Below are 17,988 nucleotides of genomic sequence, written 5' to 3'. Positions count from 1 at the left end.
CGGTACACAGGAAACGTCATAAAATACTGCGAATGAAAAGGAAGAGAAGGAAATCAGGAACCCTTTGGTTGGGAATATCAAAGCGTGTCCGTCAGCGCAAACCGCTCAAACACGGCCGTAGCCGAGGCGGGGCCGTGGGCCAGCACTCCTACCCGCACGCCTCGGTCCCAGGGTGGCAGGAAGCTGCCATCTACTGCAGTGCCCCCGGCAGGCAACGACTGCCAGGTAGTGCCGTTGTCGGAGCTCCAGGCAAACGTAAACTTATTGCCCTGCCGGGCCTGTACCCGGAACTGCACTGCTTTAGCAGCCGGCAAGGGCGCTTCCCCTAACGTAGTGGATTGGCCCTTCTGAACCTGCACTACCATTACCTTATTGCCGCCGGCTACTATGGCCAGCACGTTGTCAGGGTCGCCGTGGGCGGCCAGCCCGGCGTGGCTGCCCGCCGGCAGGCTCGCCGGGGTGAGCAAGGTGGTAGTAGCCGTGTAGTTGGGGGCAGTGGTGCTATGGCCCAGCGCGGCCCCCGCGTGGTCGGGTCGGGCTTGCAGGTACAGCTGCCCACCCCGTAACGTTACCGTGGGGCGCTGCTCCACGGGCCACTGCCACACCGGCTGCAGCTTCTGGCTACTAAATTCATCGGTGAATGACTGCGCGACAGGTGCAGTGGGCGCCACAGGCGTACTCCCGCCCCGGAACTCGGGCCAGCCATCGGCCGTCCAGGTAAACTCGCTCAACACGCCTTGCCGGCCCACATATTGCTGACTATTGGTTGCGTAGGCGTGGTGCAGCAGAAACGAGCGGCCCTGGTGCTCAACCACCGTCCCGTGGCCGGGGCATTTCCAGGCATCGTTGGAGGTGAGCACAGGATTATGGGCGTATTTTTCCCAAGGTCCCAGCAGGCTTTTGGCCCGAGCCACGCCGGTAGCATACGTACAGCCCGAGCCGCAGCATCCGGCACCGGCATAAAAAGCATAGAAGTAGCCCCCGTGCTGCACCATGGCCACCCCCTCTACCAAGTTGCCTTCCCAGGTAGCAGGGTCGTTGCGAAACAGCTCCCGCTTCTCCCCTATCAACGCCGTGCGGCTTTCGTTGATGGGCTGGGCCCAGATGGGCGTGGGCTGGTTGATGCTATTCCCATCTTCTTTCCAGATAAGATACAACTGCCCTTTCTCGTCGCGCATCGGGAACCCATCAATGGAGCCATCAGGCTGGCCTACCAGGGGGCCGTGGTCCGTGTAAGGGCCTTCGGGCCGGTCGGCGCTGGCAACGCCCACGGCCAGGTTGCCACCCCGCTTGTGCGCGGTGTAGTACACGTAGGTTTTCTTGCCTTCCTGACTGATTTCGGGGGCCCAGAAGTAGTAATCGGCCCAGGCGGGCAGCTTATCGGGAAACACGTGCCCTACCAATTCCCAACTGCCCAGGTTGGTGGAGCGCAGCAGCGGAAACGCGGGGCCCCAGTTGGAGCTGGTAGCGGTGGCCCAATAGGTAGTGCCCACCTTCACCACGGAGGGGTCGGGAAAGTCGCCGGGCAGGATGGGGTTAGCCCCGACAGCTGGCACCGTTGCAGCGGCAGCTGCCGGGTTGTTGGGGCGGCCCGCGTCACTCGCGCGGGTGGTGGCGGCGGGCTGGTGGCAGGCAGCCAGCAGGCCCAGGCTCAGAAAACTGGTAAAACCGGCAACCCGGCGGAGCAGAGAGAAATGCACGATACGCGGAAGGAGGTGAACGGAAAGGCCGGCCGGGCTCATTCGCCGGAGGGCTTGGTCAGCTTGGTGCCCAGGGCTACGGGCGTGCCGAAATCGGGCGTACCGTCGGCTTTCCACGTGAATTTCTGAATGCGGGGACTCCGGTTATCACCGCACCCCTGGCCGATTAGCGGGTTGGCGTGGTAGATAATCCAGTCCTCGGTACCATCCGGCGACTTAAAGAAGCCGTTGTGGCCGGGGCCGTACGCCTGACCCGCCGTATTCTTGGTGAAAACGGGTTTGGTTGATTTCGTCCAGGAACTAAGCTGCATGGGGTCGGCGGTGCTGCTGGCCGTGAGCATGCCTAAGGAGTAGTCATCGGTGCTGCAGTGGCTGGCCGAGTACACCAGGAAGGTCTTGCCGCCGTGCTTCAGAATTTCCGGCCCCTCGTTCACGTCCGGTTCGCCAATGGTTTCCCAGTCGTACTCGGGGCGCGAGAGCTCCACGCGCGGGCCTACCAGCGTCCAGGGGTTGCTCATTTCCGAAATGTATAGCCGCTGCGTCCCGCTGCCTTCCACCTCGTGGCCCGACCAGATCAGGTACCGCTTGCCATTCTGCTCCAGCACCGTGCCGTCAATGGCCCACAGGTCGGAGTTCGGGTTGGCAATGCGGCCCCGGTAAGTCCAGGTGCCGGTGGTAGGGTCAGCTGCTGCGTTTTCCAGCACGTGCACGCGGTGGCCCGCGCAGCAGAAGGGGTCGGCAGAATAGTAGATGTACCACTTCCCATCAAAGAAGTGTAGCTCCGGAGCCCACAGGTCGCGCTGGTTGATGCCGGCTTGCTGGGGCGTCCATACCACCGTGCTTACCGCCGAAGCCAGTTCCGTTATTTTGGCCGTTTTGCGGATAACGATATTGCCGCCGGTCGTGCTCATGTAGTAGTACATATTGTCCTTGCGGTACACCCAAGGATCGGGCCCCACGCCCAGCAGCGGGTTGGTAAACGTGGTGGCGGTGGGGGTAGTGGGTGGCGGCGGAGTAGGCGGTGCGGGTGCAGGCGAGGAACCACTGTTACAGGACAGCGTGAGCCAGAGCAGGGCCAGGGGCAGAAATCGGGCGGAATACCAGGTCATGAGTAGAGCGGAAGGCGGGAAAGGAAAACCAAAAGGATGGCTAGCAGCTATAAGATACTCGCAAAAGGGCAGACATACGCTGGGAGTTAATGTACCACTTCCAGCAAAGAAGAGCCGCTCCGACACAAGGCCGGAACGGCTCTATTTTCAGATGCTCACGTGGTGGTTACCAGCCAGGGTTCTGCTGATAGCGGGCCAGGTCAATTTCCGTCTGCGGAATGGGCAGCAACCGGGAACGGTTCAAGCGGAAGTTATTAAAGTCGGAGTCCCGGGTTTTCAGCTGGTCAATGCTCGCTTGGTTATCCAGCAGACCCCAGCGCTTCAGGTCAAAAAACCGCTGGCCTTCGCCCGTCAGCTCCGTTACCCGCTCGTGCATCAGCTGGGTGCGCAAGGTTACCTGCGTGAAGCTGCCCGGCGTGAGCGGCGCCAGCCCGGCCCGGCTGCGTACCTGGTTGATGAGCGGTACAGCAGCGCTGGTCTGGCCTTGCTCGTTAAGGGCTTCGGCCTGCAATAGCAGCACATCGGCGTAGCGCATCACCCGGTGGTTGATGGGCGAGTCGAAATTCTCGAACGTGCGGTAGTAGTCGGTTTGGTACTTGCGCCAGTACACCCGGCTCAGGTCGCGGGCATTGCCCCGGAAGCGGCGCAGAAAGCCAGTGCCGTACACCAGCGTGTCGCCATCAACGGGCAGCGTAGTGGTAAACTGGCGGCGGTTGTAAAACACGGTAGCCGCCAGGCGTGGGTCGCGGGCCCCGGTGGTAGTGGGCTCCTGCAGAAACTCGTTTACCACCCAGGGCCGCACCTCTCCATCCACAAAGCCAGCGCCGGGCACGCCCCAGAACTGGGAGCGTTGGCCGCCTTCCGAGGAGGTAGCGTCGTCGCCGTCGTTGCCGCCCAGCTTCGCATCCGAAAACTGGACTTCAAAGATGGATTCCGCGTTGTTTTCCGTGGTGTGCCGGAAGTTATCGGTATAGTTGGTAGTGAGCCGGTAGCGGTTCGAGCTGATAACCTCGGCCAGCTGCGCCGAGGCCTGCGCCCACTGCCGCTGCTGCATGTAGGCTTTGCCTAGCAGCGTGGTAGCGGCTCCTTTGGTAGCGCGGCCCGTGTCGTTACCGCCGTAGGTGTCCGACAAATCGGGCTTGGCTTCCTGCAGATCCTGCACAATCTGGGCCCATACCTGCGCCTCGGTAACTTGGGGTGGCAGGTTGGCGGGGTCCGAGGGCGTAAGGGCCAGCGGCACGTTGCCGTACAGCGTAACCAGGTTGTAGTAATACAGGGCCCGCAGGAATTTGGCTTCAGCCAGCACCCGCTTTTTCAGGGTTTCGCTCATCTGAATGCCGGGCACGTTGGCCAGCACTTGGTTGGTACGCCAGATGGCCCGGTAATGGTCCCGCCACAGGTTCTGCGACACCTCAAAATCGTAGTTGGCCTGCACGAAGCGCGTAAAGTCGGCCAGCTCGCCCCAGGGGCTCTGGCTGAAGCTGTCGTCGGAGCGCAAATCGTAGGCGAAGTGCAGCCAGCGCCGGTACGTACCCAGCTGCTGCAGGCCGCTGTAGCAGGCATTGATGCCCTTGATGGCGTCGCCCTCCGTTTTCCAGAACGACTCTGTAGTGGGCTGATTGGGGTTAACCTGGTCGAGAAAATCCTTGTCGCAGGCCGTCGTTAGCAGCAGGCTGCTGGCCAGAGCGGCAAAGCGCAGTGTATGTAGTTTCATGGGAATATCAGATGGGAAGGTTGGGGAAGAAACGGTGGCTGTTACAAGCCCAGCTGCAGGCCCAGCGACACGGTGCGCAGGTTGGGGTAGCTGCCCTCATCCACGCCGCGGGAGAGGTTGCCGTTTACCACTTCGGGGTCGTAGCCGGTGTAGTCGGTCACGGTGAACAGGTTCTGCGCCGTTACATACACGCGCAGGCTGCCCACGCCTTTCACCCGCTCCGTTAGGGTTTTCGGAATCGTATAGCCAATCTGTAGGTTTTTCAGGCGCAGGTAGGAGCCGTCTTCCAGCCACCGCGAGGAGTTGAGGCGGGAGTTGTTGATAGCGGCTTCGCCGGCCTGCCCGCCCCCACCGGCAATAATGGCGCGGGGCGTGGTAGTAGAGGGGTTAGAAGGCGTCCAGGGGCTGAAATCCTTGCGGTAGTTGCCGTTGTCGTCGGTACGGTCCAGCCAGTAGCGGCCGGTATTCAGAATATCGTTGCCCTGCACGCCCTGGAAGAAGGCCGACAGATCGACGCCCTTGTAGCTGGCCGACAGGTTCAGGCCGTACTGGATTTTGGGAAACACCCGCCCGATATGCGTGCGGTCAGCGGCCGTAATCTGGCCATCGTTGTTGATGTCCTTGTAACGTACGTCGCCGGGCTGGGCATTGGGCTGGGCGCTGCCGGCTATGTTGTCGCCGGTCTGGAAAATACCGTCAAACTGGTACAGGTAGAAGGAGCCCAGTTCGTAGCCCACCTCCGTGCGGGTCGATTCGCCGGGGCCACCCACAAAGAAGTTCTGACGCTCGGTATTGCTCAGGCGCGTTACCTCATTCTTGATAGTGGTCAGGTTGCCGGTAACACTGTATTTGAAGGCGCTGCGGTTTTCGTTGTAGCCGACTACCAGTTCCAGCCCCCGGTTCTGAATACGGCCAATGCGCTGGTACGGGTTACTACCCGCGTTGCCCAGCACAATTGGAATGGCGGGGTCTACCAGGGCATTGCGCGTTTCGGAGCGGTAGTAATCGGCCGACAGCGTGATGCGGTCCTGCAGCAGCCCCAGATCAAAGCCGAAGTTAGCCGTGCGGCGCTCCTCCCAGGCTATATCGGTGCTGGGCAGCTGAGTTTGCACGCTACCATTCTGGGTGTTGTCGCCCCCGAACGGGTAGTTCACGTTGGGGTTCACTACACCCTGCCAGCGGTACGCACCGCCGTAGGGCCCGCCAATTTGCTCGTTGCCCAGCACCCCGTAGCTGGCCCGCAGCTTCAGGTTGCTTACCTTATCGGTGAGGTTGGCGAAGAAATCTTCCTCAGAAATCCGCCAGCCGGCCGAAGCCGCGTAGAACGTACCGTAGCGGTTTTCGGGGCTGAAGCGCGAGGAACCGTCGCGGCGGATGGCCGCAGTCAGCAGGTAGCGCTGGTCGTAGTCGTAGGTAATCTGTCCCAGGTAGGAGCGTTTGTTGTAAGTGTAAGAAGAACCTACCACCTGCGGGGCGCTGCTGCCGGCATCCAGGGCCCAGTAGTACACCGGGCCAGTGCCGTAGTCGTTGTTGCGGCCCCGGGTGAAGTCGTCGGTTTGGTGCTGCTCGGTGTAGCCGGCCACGGCCGTCACGTTGTTCTGGCCGAAGCTTTTATCAAAGGACAGGGTGTTCTCCACCATCGTGAAGAAGCGGTTGCCCTGGTTCTCGGCGTAGTACGAGGGGTTCAGGGGGTCGTTCTGGCGCCACTGCCCGTACTGGCGCTTTTCCCGGTCGTGGTAGGCCAGGTACTCGGTGCCCAGGTTGAGGCGGTAGCGCAGGAAGCTGAAGATGTCCAGTTCCCCGTACACGTTGCCCTGAATCCGAGTATTTTCGGAGGTGTTGTTCAGCAGTTTTTGCAGGGCAATGGGATTGGTGCCGAAGGTGCTGGCGTTGTTGTTGCCGAAGCCGAACCCACCGGGGTTAGCGGCATCATACACTGGAATAACCGGCAGCATGCGCAGCACATCCAGGAAGGGCAGCCCGTTGATGGCCGTGGAGTTGGTGCGGGCCAGCTGCAGGTTCTCGCCCACGCGCAGGCGGCCCCGGTTAAAACCCGAGTTCAGACGCACGCTGTAGCGCTCAAACTTGGGGCCCACGGTGGTGCCCTTCTGGTTGAAATACTCGCCCGACAGCAGGAAATTGGAGTTGGGGCCACCGCCCGAGAAGCTCAGGTTGTAATCCTCTACCCGCCCCGTCCGAATCAGCTCTTTCTGCCAGTCGGTATCCACCCCGTTGGGGTTGGCCACAAACGGCTGCACCGGGCGCCCGGCATTTTCGTAGGCCTGGCGGTTGATAACGGCCCATTCTTGGGCGTTCATCAGGTCGTAGGTCTTGTTGATTTTCTGCACCCCGCTGTAGGCATTGAAGCTAATAGCCGGCGTGCCCGATTTACCCTTTTTGGTGGTAATGATAATCACCCCGTTGGCCCCGCGCGAACCGTACGGTGCCAGGGAAGCCCCATCCTTCAATACCTGAATCGACTCGGCATCGGCGGTGTTAAAGTCCCGGATGTTATCTACCCACAGCCCATCAATAATGTAGAGGGGGCTGCTGCTGCCGCCTAACGAGCCCAAGCCCCGAATGTTTATCAAAGGTGCCTGGCCCGGCACGCCCGAGTTGACAACCTGCACACCCGGCAAGCGCCCCTGAATGCCTTCGGCAATGGTGGCCACGGGGGCTTTTTGGGCGTCCCGGCCGCTTACGCTGGCTACGGAGCCGGTTACATCCTCCCGCTTTTGCGTCAGGTAGCCTACTACTACCACGTCGTTCAACACCTTGCTATCCACATCCAGGCGCACATCCACGGTGCTGCGGCCGTTTACTGGCACTTCCTGGGTAGTATAGCCAACAAAGGAGAAAACCAGTGTTGCATTGTCGGCTACCGTGAGGCTGTAGCGGCCGTCACTGTCGGTGGTCACGCCATTGGACGTGCCTTTTTCCAGCACCGTCACCCCGGGCATTCCCTGCCCCTTTTCATCCGTAATACGGCCCGTTACGGTGGCGGCAACGCGGGCAGTGGTGGTAGCGGGCGAGGCAGGAACCTCAGGAGCAGCGGCGGCCAGCAGCGGCAAGCACCCGAGCAGGGCCGGGAGCAACAGGTGGTGTGGGTGGGGTACCATTCGTTTCATGGAAAGGAGCAGTTGGGTAGGATGTACAGTGGGACACTTAATTGTTCTGCTTCGAAGCAAACGTTTGCATTTCATCTATCATTGCAAACGTTTGCAGAGCAGTTCTGAAGAAAAGCCTGATAGCAAAGTGTTACCAGGCCGCCAAGAATAAAAAGAGGAGGCAACGGGAGGTGAGTACAGCTATACCTGCTCCTCTGTACCGAATTGTTGCGTAAGGTTAAGTAGTTATTATCCCTTTGTCAAGAAACACTAATAAATATTTTTATATTAAAAGTAATGAGTCACTCACTACTGCTGAGGTTCTAGTCAGTTTTAAGGGTGCGCCGGTTGCCCAGCCAGAGAGCCGAAGCTGAACTGTTACAGAAAAATAGTTGAACATGAATTTGCAAACGTTTGCACTAATTTGCTTCATTTGTGCGTCCGCTTCTTGATTTACCACGTCTATGTCAGCTTCCGCCGTAGCTTCTGCTTTCCAACAGATATTTTCATCTGTGCCACTGCTAGTCCGGGCACCGGGCCGCGTAAACCTGATCGGGGAACACACAGACTACAACGGCGGCTACGTGCTACCCGCCGCCGTCGATAAGGAAATCTACTTCGCAGTAGCTCTCAACGGCCTTGATACCGTGCGGCTATACTCCTACGATAAGCAGGAACGGCAGGAGTTTGCCCTTGCACAGCTGCAGCCCGGCTCTGTACTGTGGGCGAACTATCTGAAGGGGGTAGTAGCTGGGTTTCAACAGCGGGGCATCGTTGTGCCGGGCTTCGACTGCGTATTTGGCGGCAACGTGCCGATGGGGGCCGGCCTCTCATCATCGGCGGCTGTGGAGTGTGGCCTCGCACTGGCGTTGAATACCCTCCTGCACGCCGGGCTGGGCCGCATGGAGCTGGCCCACCTTAGCCAACAGGCCGAGCACGCTTACGCGGGGGTGCAATGCGGTATTATGGATCAGTTTGCCAGCCTGTTTGGCAAAGCCGGCCAGGTAGTGCGCCTCGACTGTCGCTCCCTGGAATACGCGTATTTTCCCTTCGATACGGATGCCTGCCGCATTGTACTGTGCAACTCCGGTGTCAAGCATTCCTTGGCCAGCTCCGAGTACAATACCCGTCGTCAGGAGTGTGAGCAAGGGGTAGCCATCCTGCGCCGCTACTACCCGCAAGTCCTGAGCCTGCGCGATGCTACCCTGACGCAGCTAGAAGCTCACCAGCAGGAATTAGGCGACGTGCTGTACCGCCGCTGCCGCTATGTGGTGGAGGAAAACCTGCGGGTGGAGGCCGCGTGCAAGTACCTGGCAGAACACGATCTGCCCGCCTTTGGCCAGCAGATGTACGGCTCCCACGCCGGCTTGCGAGACTTATATGAAGTAAGCTGCCCCGAATTGGATGTGCTGGTAGAGGCCGCGCGCTCCTTACCCGGTGTATTTGGCTCCCGCATGATGGGCGGCGGCTTTGGGGGCTGCACGATTAACCTGGTAGCGACGGAAGCGGTAGATGAGTTTTGCCAACACATGGCCGCGCGGTATCAGCAGCAGCTGGGCCTGCCCCTTGAAATGTACTGCACAACCATTGTGAGCGGCGTCGATGTGGTGCCAGCCTTGGTGCTGCAGTAACTTCCTACATCCTCTCTGCTTCTTGCACGTGGGAATGCGGGACCGGAAAGGGGCCGGGTTATGCAGGGAGGATGCTTTTGGCACGTGAGTCTGCTGGTCAACGGTACTGCAACCATGCGTTGCGCCTGACCTCCGGCTCACGTGCTCCCGTTTTATCGTCGATTACTTGTCACCATCCGCCCGCATGTCCGCTTTCGACCTGACCGAACACCCGCACCGCCGCTACAACCCGCTCACCGGCGAGTGGCTGCTGGTTTCCCCGCACCGCTCCAAGCGCCCCTGGCAGGGCCAGCAGGAGGCCACCGACGAGGCCCCCCGCCCCGCCTACGACCCTACCTGCTACCTCTGCCCCGGCAACGTGCGCGCTAACGGTGAGGTGAACCCTGATTACACCGGCACCTTCGTCTTCGACAACGACTTTGCCGCCCTGCTCTCCGATACACCCGTGGGCGAGGTCAACATTGGCGGGCTCTTGCGGGCCGAGGCCGAATCGGGGGTGGGCCGGGTCATCTGCTTCTCGCCCCGTCACGATTTAACCCTGCCCGAAATGAGCCCGGAGGCCATTCGCGGGGTGGTGGACGTGTGGACCGCGCAGTTCCAGGAGCTGGGGGCCCGCCCGGACATCAACTACGTGCAGATCTTCGAGAACAAGGGCCAGGTGATGGGCTGCTCCAACCCCCACCCCCACGGCCAGATCTGGGCCCAGCGCACCGTACCGGGCGAGCCGGCCAAGGAAACCCAGCAGCAAGAGACCTACTTTCAGCAGCACGGCCGCAGCCTGCTCACCGATTACCTGGCCCTGGAGCTGGAGCAGCAGCAGCGTGTGGTGCTGGCAAACGCGCACTGGGTGACGGTGGTGCCCTACTGGGCCATCTGGCCCTTCGAGACGCTGGTGCTGCCCCGCCGCCACGTGCAGGACCTGACCCAACTCACGGACGAGGAGAAAGATGCGCTGGCCGACATGGTCCAGCAGCTGACCATCCGCTACGACAACCTGTTCCAGACCTCCTTCCCCTACTCCGCCGGCCTGCACCAGCGCCCCACCGACGGCCAAGAGCACGAGGCCTGGCACTTGCATATGCACTTCTACCCCCCGCTGCTGCGCTCAGCCACTGTGCGCAAGTTCATGGTGGGCTACGAGCTGCTCGGCAACGCCCAGCGCGACATCACCCCCGAAGCCGCCGCCCAGCGCCTGCGCCAACTGCCCACCACGCACTACAAAGCCGCCCGCCAGTAACTTGTGGTGCAGGTAAAGTAGCCCGCTGAAATACAGCTCTTCGCCGCAACCAAAAAGCCCGTAGCTGAGCACTACGGGCTTTTTTGATTATGGCGAAGGACCGTTGTTATTTCTCTCCCGAAGGGCGGGCCAGCGGCTGACCTACGGCCACGGGTACTCCAAAATTGGGGGTACCATCGGCATTCCAGGTAAACAGTTGGGCCCGTGGCGTTCGGAAGCGCCCACAGCCTTGCCCGGGCTCATCGTTGGCATGGTACAGAATCCAGTCCTGCGTCCCGTCGGGTGATTTAAAAAAGCTGTTGTGGCCGGGTGCGTACACTTTGTTGGCCGCATTCTGCTGGAATACGGGCTCCGGCGACTTTTGCCAGGAGCTGGGCTGCAGCAGGTCTGCCTTGTCGGAGGCGGTGAGCATACCGAGGGCGTAGGTGTCGGTCCAGCAGCCACTGGCCGAATAAATCAGGTAGAGCTTGCCGGCGTGGCGGAGCACTTCGGGGCCTTCGTTCACATCCACGTGGGGCGGGTCGTTGGGGTTGTTCAGGTCGCCATTCCGCTCCCAGGTGTACGTAGGAGTTGATACCCGCACCCGTGGCCCGTCAATGGTCCAGGGGTTTTTCATGCGGGCCAGGTAGATATCCTGACGACCATTCTGGTCTCCCTCCCACCCCGACCAAATGAAATACAGCTGCCCCCGGTTTTCGAACACGGAACCGTCGATGGCCCATTTGTTCGTGGCATCGGTTATCTGGCCTTTATCTTCCCAGGTGCCTTCCAGGGGGTCAGCGGCGCTGTTTTCGAGCACCCAAAGCCGGTGTTCGGGGTTGCGGCCGGCATCGGCTGCGTAGTAGAGGTACCACTTGCCCTGAATGCGGTGCAGTTCGGGGGCCCATATTTCGCGGGAGTTGGGCCCGGCGGCTGGGGGCGTCCACACTACTTTGCTGGGAGCAGTGCGCAACTGGCTCAGCGAGGGAGTTTTCCAGAGCGTGATGTTGCGGCCGGTGGTGTGGGTGTAGTAGTAATAGCCGTTGTGGTGAATGGTCCAGGGGTCGGCGCCGGCTGGCAGCAGCGGGTTGGTGAAAGTAGCTGCTTCGGCGGAGGCAGGCTGCCGGGGCGCGCGGGCACAGCCTGATAGCAGCAGGGCAACCACCAATGGGTAGCAATATTTCATGAGAGCAAAAAGACAGATGGGGCTATGGTTGCTGCCGCGCCCTGCAGTGTGGGCACTGGCCGGAAGGGGGAAGCAGTAGCTCTAGTGTTCAAGTGTGGAGCCATCTGGCAGCAGCGCTATTTTCCGTTCATTTTGCGAATGAAGTCGGCCTCATCCTGGTGGTAGGCCGTGCCGTCTTTCCGGAACACCTCATGAAACCACTCGCCCGGCTCGCCACCATCCTGAATAGGCACATCCCATTGGTATTTGGTATTGGTTTTGCCGTCTACCAGGCCCCAATTGATAGCTCCAATGTTGTACTTCTTTAGCAAAGGCATGATGTTGACGAAGCGCGAGTTGCGCGGCCGGGCCATGTACTCCGTGCAGATGAGGGGCCGGTTGTGCGTTTTGAGCAGTTCAATTACCCGTTCATGCGTGGGTACGTCGTCGTAGTTGTGGTAGGTGACGATATCGGAGTTCATTGCCTGAAATGTATTCAGCTCCACCAACCCCCAGTTCCAAAGCCCCGCGCTGAGCGGCTGGCTGGGATTTACCTCCCGTGCCCAGGCAAATACATTGCGTAGCAGGGGCAACGAGGCATTGCCCTCCCCCTTGTTACCGGGCTCATTATACAGGTCCCACAGCAGAATGCGCTTATCAGTAGCGAAGCTGCGCAGCACGTCCTGCACGTAGGGTTTCAGCTTTACAAAGCTGGCGGAGTCGCGGGAAGTAGGGTCGCCGGGGTCCTGTACCCAGCCCGAGTTATGAATGCCGGGCTTAGGAGCCGGCTGCTTACCGGGTTTGGGTGTTTCGTCCCAGCAGTCATCAAAAAACACCAGCATCGTTTGAATGTGGTGCTTATCAGCAATAGTCAGGTACTCGCCTACTCGTTTTTTGAAGCCCTGGGGGTCTTGCTGCCAGGCCAGGCTGTGCAGGAATACGCGCATGGTATTAAACCCAATTGCCTCAGCCCACCCCAGCTCTTTGTCGATAGTAGCGGGGTCGAAGGTATCCGCCTGCCACATTTCCAGCTGGTTGATGGCCGTGCTGGGCGTGAAGTTGGCCCCCGACATCCAGCGGTGCTGCTTGTACCATGTGTTGGCCTGTTCTACCGTCCAGCGCTGCCCCTGGACAGCGGATGCCGCCGCGCCCTTGGTTTTGATTTTGGTTTTTTGAGCAAGTGTACCGGTGGTAGTTGCAGCCAACAGCACCAAGGCAAAGAGCAGTTTTTTCATAGAACAGAAAGGAAGGAAAGGTGAGGTGAGGTGAGGTGAGGTGAGGTGAGAAGGGCGTTTGTTAGCAGCGGGCAGGATTACTCGCCTGAGGGTTTAGGCTGGGGCTGACTCAAGGATACCGGCACGCCGAAGTCGGGTGTGCCATCGGGCTTCCAGCCAAACCGCTGCATACGGGCGCTACGGCCCGCGCACTTGCCGTCAGCGGCTGGTTTGGCATGGTACACCAGCCAGTTTTCCCGGCCATCTGGGGAGGTGGTAAAGCAGTTGTGCCCGGTACCCCACACGCCATTTTGGGCCGAAGGCTTGAATACGGGCGTAGGCATTTTGGTCCAAGATTGGGCCTGTAAGGGGTCGGCGCCTTTGGGGGCCGTGAGCATTCCGAGGCAATAGTTATCATCCCAGCAGGCACTGGCCGAGTACACCACCAGCAACTGCCCCCTGCGGCCCAGCAGAAATTCCGGTCCTTCCAGAATCTGGCGGCCACCGCCTTGCTCCCACTTTAACGTAGGCCGGGCAATAATCACTTCTTTATTAGCCTGCAATGTCCAGGGGTTCAATAGAGGCGCAATGGCCAGCACACTCTGGGCCCCTACGTACGCCGAGTATAGAAAATACCGCTTCCCATCGTGCTCAAACACGGAACCATCAAGGCCAGTGTACTTGGTATTCATGCGGCCTTTATCGGTCCAGGTACCAGTTGTCGGGTCGGCGGCAGAATTTTCCAGCACAAATACGTAGCGCGTATTGTCGCCGGGACTGGCCTTATCGGTGGCGGTATAGTAGAGGTACCATTTTCCATCCAACCGGTGCAGTTCGGGTGCCCATAGTTCGGCGGAATTAGGTCCACTGGCCGGGGGCGTCCACACCACGGCGGCAGGCGCATTCCGTACGTCGCTCAGGGCACTGGTTTTCCAGAGTGTCAGGTTTCTGCCTGTAGTGTTGGTGTAATAGTAGTAACCTCCGTGCCGGGTTACCCAAGGGTCTGGTCCATCGTTGCGCAACGGGTTCTGAAAAGTGGCCTGTGCACGTGGTTGAGCCTCCAGTGAGGAAAAAGAGGCAAAGCCATAGGCCCAGACCAGGTACACCATCCGCAACAAGAACCGCCCGTTCATTAGGAGAAACTGGTATCTGTTGAACACAATCTGTTTGAGTATTTCTACGCCTGTGCCTCCGCTTAAGCTACTAGCATAGGGAAGGACTTGCAGCTACATTTCTGCAAACGTTTGCAAAACTTGTTGCCGTGCAGCTGGGCTGTAAGCCCGTACCTTCATCCACGGGTAAATCGCCCCCTGTCTATGCTCAGGTAGTTAAAAAGGCTTGTGTCACCACGCATATAGCTGGCCACAGCAGCTCCAATTGACATAGTGCACACCTAAACCCGTGCGTATGCCGCTACCACACGGATGGCGTAGCTGGCAGTGCGCCGATGCCAAGTTGCAGCCACTGGCTTAGTAAAGCTCTGCAAGCTAAAACGTTTTGCCTAATTTATGCAAACGTTTGTTTATTTCTTCTCATCTTACCACCGCTTGCTGATGAAGTACTCACTCATCTGCTGCTGCACCTTCAGCCGGGAAAGCAGGTTATCAAAAGGCCGGCACACTCATCATTGGTTCAGGCCAGGGTTACTGGTCCATCCTGCCAGTGCCAGCCCAGCTGTAGCTGCTAGGCAATAGCGGCTCTTCTGCAGCTATGAGTCTGGTTTACACGGGTACCTCTGCGGCCATTGGGTGGTCAGAAACGTGGACGCCTTTACGTTTTCCTGGTTCAGCTGCCCCTTACCCAAGGCCTCCGCAATCCGCCTTCTTTACTCTTCACTACTCATTACAATGCCTCACTCCCGCCGCTCCTTTCTGCAGCAGGCTTCCGCCGGCCTTGCTTCCCTGACTCTCATGCACACTGCTTTGGCTCGTGCCGCCCGCACGTACACGAATCCCGTGTACGCCGGGCAATTCCCCGACCCATTCGTACTTAAGCACCAGGGCCGCTACTATGCCTTCGGAACTACTGGGCAAGGCCGCACCCCCGACGGACGCATTTTCACCCTGCTCACCTCTGCCAACATGGTAGATTGGAAACCGGCTGGTGGAGCCCTTACCCCCCCGGCTGGCGCAGAGGGGGCTGATTTCTGGGCCCCGGAGGTAGTTTACCACAATGGGACTTTCTACATGTATTACTCCATGGGCGGAGGCGCCATTGCCGCCACAGTGGGGCACCGCCTGCACGTGGCAGCCAGCCAAACACCTCAGGGCCCTTACACGCAAGTGGCGGTGTTGGATGTACCCGGCAGCAAATTTACCATTGATGCCCACCCATTCCGGGACACCGACGGCCAGTGGTACCTCTTTTACGCCCGTGACTTTATTGACACTGATAACGGCTACCGTCCCGGTACTGGCTTGGTAGTGGATAAGCTGCTCGATATGACCCGCCTGGCAGGGCAAAGCCGCACCGTAATGCGCGCCCGCCACGACTGGACGGTATTCGAGAAAGACCGCACCATGCCGCTGTATGGCGGCCAGACGTTTCCGGAATGGCACACTCTGGAAGGACCTTTTGTGCGCAAGCACGGCGGTAAATATTACTGCTTTTACAGCGGCGCCAACTTTCTTACGCCGCGTTATGGCGTGGATTATTGCGTAGCCGACAGCATTATGGGCCCCTACTCTGAGGCCGGCGGCGGCAAAGGTCCCCGGGTGCTGGCCGCTGTGCCCGGGCACGTACGCGGGCCCGGGCATCATTCGCACGTTATGAGCCCCGATGGCAAGCACGAGTACTTGGTGTACCATGCTTGGGACGAAGGCATGAAGGAACGTCAACTCTGCATTGATAAGTTGCTGTGGACCAAGGAAGGTCCCCGCTGCCAGGGCCCTTCCTATACCCCACAGCCCCTGCCAGCGTAAGCGGGTCTGCGCAAACCCTGCGCAAGAAATTGCGCAACCAGTGCAAGTTCTTGCGCAGGGTTTTTGGATATTGCCTGTTCAGTTTTCAGGATAATCTTCTCAAAGTCAGAATAGCTTGGCGCGCACAAAAGCATCCATCACCGATTTAGCCGCGCAGTTGGGCATATCGGTTTCTACGGTATCCCGGGCACTGTCCGACCACCCCAGCATCAGTGACACCACCAAAAAACGGGTGTGGAAGCTGGCGCAGGAGCTGCACTATCAGCCCAACCACATGGCTGCGGGCTTGCGCAAAGGCCGTAGTAATCTGCTGGGCGTGATGGTTCCCCACATTGACGGCCACTTTTTTACGCTGGTTGTCAAGGGCATTGAAACGGTAGCTACCAAGGCGGGCTTCAATGTGCTCATCTGCCAATCGAACGAGGATGTAGTACACGAGCGGAAGAATATTGAAACGCTGCTCAGTGCACAGGTAGAAGGTATTCTGGTGTCTCTTTCCCGCACTACCCGCGACTTTCGGCATTTTGAGAAGGTGCGCAAGCAGGAAATTCCGCTGGTATTTTTTGACCGGATTCTGGACGGGCTGGACGTGAATGCCGTGGTGCTCGACGACCGGGCCGGGGGCTACCAATCAACCAAGCACCTCATTGCCCAGGGCTGCCGCCGCATTGCCCATTTCGGCGGCCCCCAGCATCTTAATATTTACAAGGACCGCCAGCAGGGCTACCTCGATGCCCTCCGGGAGTGTGGCCTACCCATCGAGCCGGAGTTGATTCTGCACTCCGACATGACCCTGGACGATGGTGTAGCGGGCATGCAGCAGTTGCTCCAGCTCCCCAACCCACCCGACGCCGTGTTTTCCGCCAGTGACTTCTCGGCGGTGGGGGCGCTGCAGGAACTGAAGCGCCGGGCGCTGCGTGTGCCGCAGCAAATGGCGTTATCGGGTTTCAGCAACGAGCTGTTTACGTCCTTCACTGAACCTATGCTTACCACCGTCGACCAGCGTTGCGAATTGATGGGTCAGTCGGCAGTGCGCTTATTTCTGGAAATGCGTGAGCAGGCATCCACCCCGTTTTCCCCCCGCCGAATTCTGCTGCAGCCAGAGTTGCTAATCCGGGAATCCTCCTTGCCTCCTGCTCGCTAGCGGCGCACTCAATGTACCCTGGCGGCCCGCTTTGCGTATAGCCTGAATTGCCGTTGCAGCCCGCAACGGCTTTTTCATATAACCAGCTACATCATGCGCACCTTATTTTTTGCCGCCGCCTTAGCCGGCACTTTACTCAGCGGCTGCTCCGAGGCTCAAACTAAAAACCCGGAAGGCAAGCAGGAAAAGTCGGGCAAGAAGAAAGGCAAAAAGGGCAACAAAGCCGCCGATATTGCGGGGCTCACGCAGGTGGGCCGCATGAGCGGCGTACCCGAAAGCTCGGGCCTGGCCCTGACCGGCGAGGCCGGCTCCTTCTTCACCCACGGCGACGACGGCACTCAGCCTATTCTGTACAAAATCAGCACCACCGGCAAAACCCTGGCCCAGCTGGATATTCCGGTGAAAAGCCACGACTGGGAAAGCATTACCCGCGACACTAACGGCCACGTGTACATTGGCGACGTAGGCAATAACAACAATGACCGGCAGGATCTAGTGATTTACCGCCTGAACCCCAGCAATGTGCAGCAGGTCCAGGAAATTCACCTGAAATACCCTGACCAGCAGGATTTCCCCCCCGCTAAGGAAGAGCGAAATTTCGACTGCGAGGCCACCCTCTGGCACGCGGGTAAAGTGTATCTGTTCAGCAAGGACCGCGCCCAGGAGCAAACCAGCAAGGTGTACGCCGTGCCCGACCAGCCCGGCAACTACACTGCCCAGCAAGTTACCCGCCTCGCCATTCCCGGGCAGGTAACCGATGCCGCCCTCAGCCCCGACGGCCGCCGCCTGGTACTGCTGGCCCGCCAGGAAATGTTTGTGCTGGAAGGCAACAGCTTTGAAGACATCCTCAAGGCCACGCCCCGGCAGGTTTCTTTGAAAGGGGCCGGCCAGACGGAAGGGGCCGTTTTCACCGATAATAATACGCTCTATATCAGCAACGAGCAGGGCGCATTGTATACGTATTCATTCTGATTGACGAGCCGCTGAAAAGCCGGTTAGGCAAGCCGTATGGAAGCGTCAGGCGGGCCCTTAGCGAAAATTCGCTAAGGGCCCGCTTTTGCATGTGG

General features: G+C 59.4%; 12 protein-coding genes. 5 read left to right on the top strand and 7 right to left on the bottom strand.

The window, feature by feature from the left end; all coding sequences use genetic code 11:
* Nucleotides 1-77 precede the first annotated feature (77 nt).
* The 4 genes from ACN19L_RS16295 to ACN19L_RS16280 form a co-directional block, all read right to left on the bottom strand.
* Nucleotides 78-1,700 carry a family 43 glycosylhydrolase gene (locus ACN19L_RS16295; RefSeq protein ID WP_426490528.1) on the bottom strand — a complete coding sequence of 541 codons (1,623 nt, stop codon included), beginning with the start codon at nucleotides 1,698-1,700 and terminating at the stop codon, nucleotides 78-80.
* A 38-nt stretch (nucleotides 1,701-1,738) separates the two neighbouring features.
* The gene (locus tag ACN19L_RS16290; RefSeq protein WP_426490527.1) at nucleotides 1,739-2,809 is read right to left on the bottom strand and encodes a glycoside hydrolase family 43 protein; all 1,071 of its coding nucleotides are present in this window, start codon (nucleotides 2,807-2,809) and stop codon (nucleotides 1,739-1,741) included.
* 166 nt (nucleotides 2,810-2,975) lie between these two features.
* Nucleotides 2,976-4,523, bottom strand: a complete 1,548-nt coding sequence (locus tag ACN19L_RS16285; protein ID WP_426490526.1) for a RagB/SusD family nutrient uptake outer membrane protein — start codon at nucleotides 4,521-4,523, stop codon at nucleotides 2,976-2,978.
* A 41-nt stretch (nucleotides 4,524-4,564) separates the two neighbouring features.
* Nucleotides 4,565-7,651 (bottom strand): SusC/RagA family TonB-linked outer membrane protein, encoded by a 3,087-nt coding sequence (locus ACN19L_RS16280; RefSeq protein ID WP_426490525.1) that lies wholly within the window; start codon nucleotides 7,649-7,651, stop codon nucleotides 4,565-4,567.
* 443 nt (nucleotides 7,652-8,094) lie between these two features.
* Here ACN19L_RS16280 and galK point away from each other — a divergent pair, with 443 nt between their 5' ends.
* Both galK and ACN19L_RS16270 read left to right on the top strand, forming a co-directional pair.
* Nucleotides 8,095-9,261 carry a galactokinase gene (galK, locus tag ACN19L_RS16275; protein WP_426490524.1) on the top strand — a complete coding sequence of 389 codons (1,167 nt, stop codon included), beginning with the start codon at nucleotides 8,095-8,097 and terminating at the stop codon, nucleotides 9,259-9,261.
* Nucleotides 9,262-9,445: 184 nt separating this feature from the next.
* Entirely contained in the window at nucleotides 9,446-10,498 is a 1,053-nt protein-coding gene (locus ACN19L_RS16270) for a UDP-glucose--hexose-1-phosphate uridylyltransferase (RefSeq protein WP_426490523.1), read from the top strand.
* A gap of 106 nt (nucleotides 10,499-10,604) precedes the next feature.
* Here ACN19L_RS16270 and ACN19L_RS16265 read toward each other — a convergent pair whose 3' ends face one another.
* The 3 genes from ACN19L_RS16265 to ACN19L_RS16255 form a co-directional block, all read right to left on the bottom strand.
* Complete coding sequence (locus ACN19L_RS16265) at nucleotides 10,605-11,663, bottom strand: family 43 glycosylhydrolase (protein WP_426490522.1); 1,059 nt, start codon at nucleotides 11,661-11,663, stop codon at nucleotides 10,605-10,607.
* 116 nt (nucleotides 11,664-11,779) lie between these two features.
* Nucleotides 11,780-12,877: a 1,4-beta-xylanase gene (locus tag ACN19L_RS16260; protein WP_426490521.1), complete on the bottom strand. Its 1,098-nt coding sequence runs from the start codon at nucleotides 12,875-12,877 to the stop codon at nucleotides 11,780-11,782.
* 77 nt (nucleotides 12,878-12,954) lie between these two features.
* Complete coding sequence (locus ACN19L_RS16255) at nucleotides 12,955-13,989, bottom strand: glycoside hydrolase family 43 protein (RefSeq protein WP_426490520.1); 1,035 nt, start codon at nucleotides 13,987-13,989, stop codon at nucleotides 12,955-12,957.
* 714 nt (nucleotides 13,990-14,703) lie between these two features.
* Here ACN19L_RS16255 and ACN19L_RS16250 point away from each other — a divergent pair.
* From ACN19L_RS16250 to ACN19L_RS16240, 3 genes are all read left to right on the top strand, one after another.
* A complete protein-coding gene (locus tag ACN19L_RS16250) occupies nucleotides 14,704-15,777 on the top strand; it encodes a glycoside hydrolase family 43 protein (protein ID WP_426490519.1) in 1,074 nt (357 codons plus the stop codon).
* 115 nt (nucleotides 15,778-15,892) lie between these two features.
* Nucleotides 15,893-16,921 (top strand): LacI family DNA-binding transcriptional regulator, encoded by a 1,029-nt coding sequence (locus ACN19L_RS16245; RefSeq protein ID WP_226271044.1) that lies wholly within the window; start codon nucleotides 15,893-15,895, stop codon nucleotides 16,919-16,921.
* A 93-nt stretch (nucleotides 16,922-17,014) separates the two neighbouring features.
* Nucleotides 17,015-17,893 carry a hypothetical protein gene (locus tag ACN19L_RS16240; RefSeq protein ID WP_426490518.1) on the top strand — a complete coding sequence of 293 codons (879 nt, stop codon included), beginning with the start codon at nucleotides 17,015-17,017 and terminating at the stop codon, nucleotides 17,891-17,893.
* Nucleotides 17,894-17,988 lie beyond the last annotated feature (95 nt).

Origin of the sequence: Hymenobacter sp. 102 (assembly GCF_049949205.1) — a bacterium.
Classification (GTDB): Bacteria; Bacteroidota; Bacteroidia; order Cytophagales; family Hymenobacteraceae; genus Hymenobacter.
This window is presented reverse-complemented; position numbering and strand designations above follow the sequence as displayed.

Bases quoted from the DNA above. Each gene is read 5' to 3' on its own strand.
- ACN19L_RS16250 (WP_426490519.1), top strand. From the start codon at position 14,704: ATGCCTCACTCCCGCCGCTCCTTTCTGCAGCAGGCTTCCGCCGGCCTT.
- galK (WP_426490524.1), top strand. From the start codon at position 8,095: ATGTCAGCTTCCGCCGTAGCTTCTGCTTTCCAACAGATATTTTCATCT.
- ACN19L_RS16270 (WP_426490523.1), top strand. From the start codon at position 9,446: ATGTCCGCTTTCGACCTGACCGAACACCCGCACCGCCGCTACAACCCG.
- ACN19L_RS16240 (WP_426490518.1), top strand. From the start codon at position 17,015: ATGCGCACCTTATTTTTTGCCGCCGCCTTAGCCGGCACTTTACTCAGC.
- ACN19L_RS16280 (WP_426490525.1), bottom strand. From the start codon at position 7,651: ATGAAACGAATGGTACCCCACCCACACCACCTGTTGCTCCCGGCCCTG.
- ACN19L_RS16290 (WP_426490527.1), bottom strand. From the start codon at position 2,809: ATGACCTGGTATTCCGCCCGATTTCTGCCCCTGGCCCTGCTCTGGCTC.
- ACN19L_RS16285 (WP_426490526.1), bottom strand. From the start codon at position 4,523: ATGAAACTACATACACTGCGCTTTGCCGCTCTGGCCAGCAGCCTGCTG.
- ACN19L_RS16255 (WP_426490520.1), bottom strand. From the start codon at position 13,989: ATGAACGGGCGGTTCTTGTTGCGGATGGTGTACCTGGTCTGGGCCTAT.
- ACN19L_RS16265 (WP_426490522.1), bottom strand. From the start codon at position 11,663: ATGAAATATTGCTACCCATTGGTGGTTGCCCTGCTGCTATCAGGCTGT.
- ACN19L_RS16260 (WP_426490521.1), bottom strand. From the start codon at position 12,877: ATGAAAAAACTGCTCTTTGCCTTGGTGCTGTTGGCTGCAACTACCACC.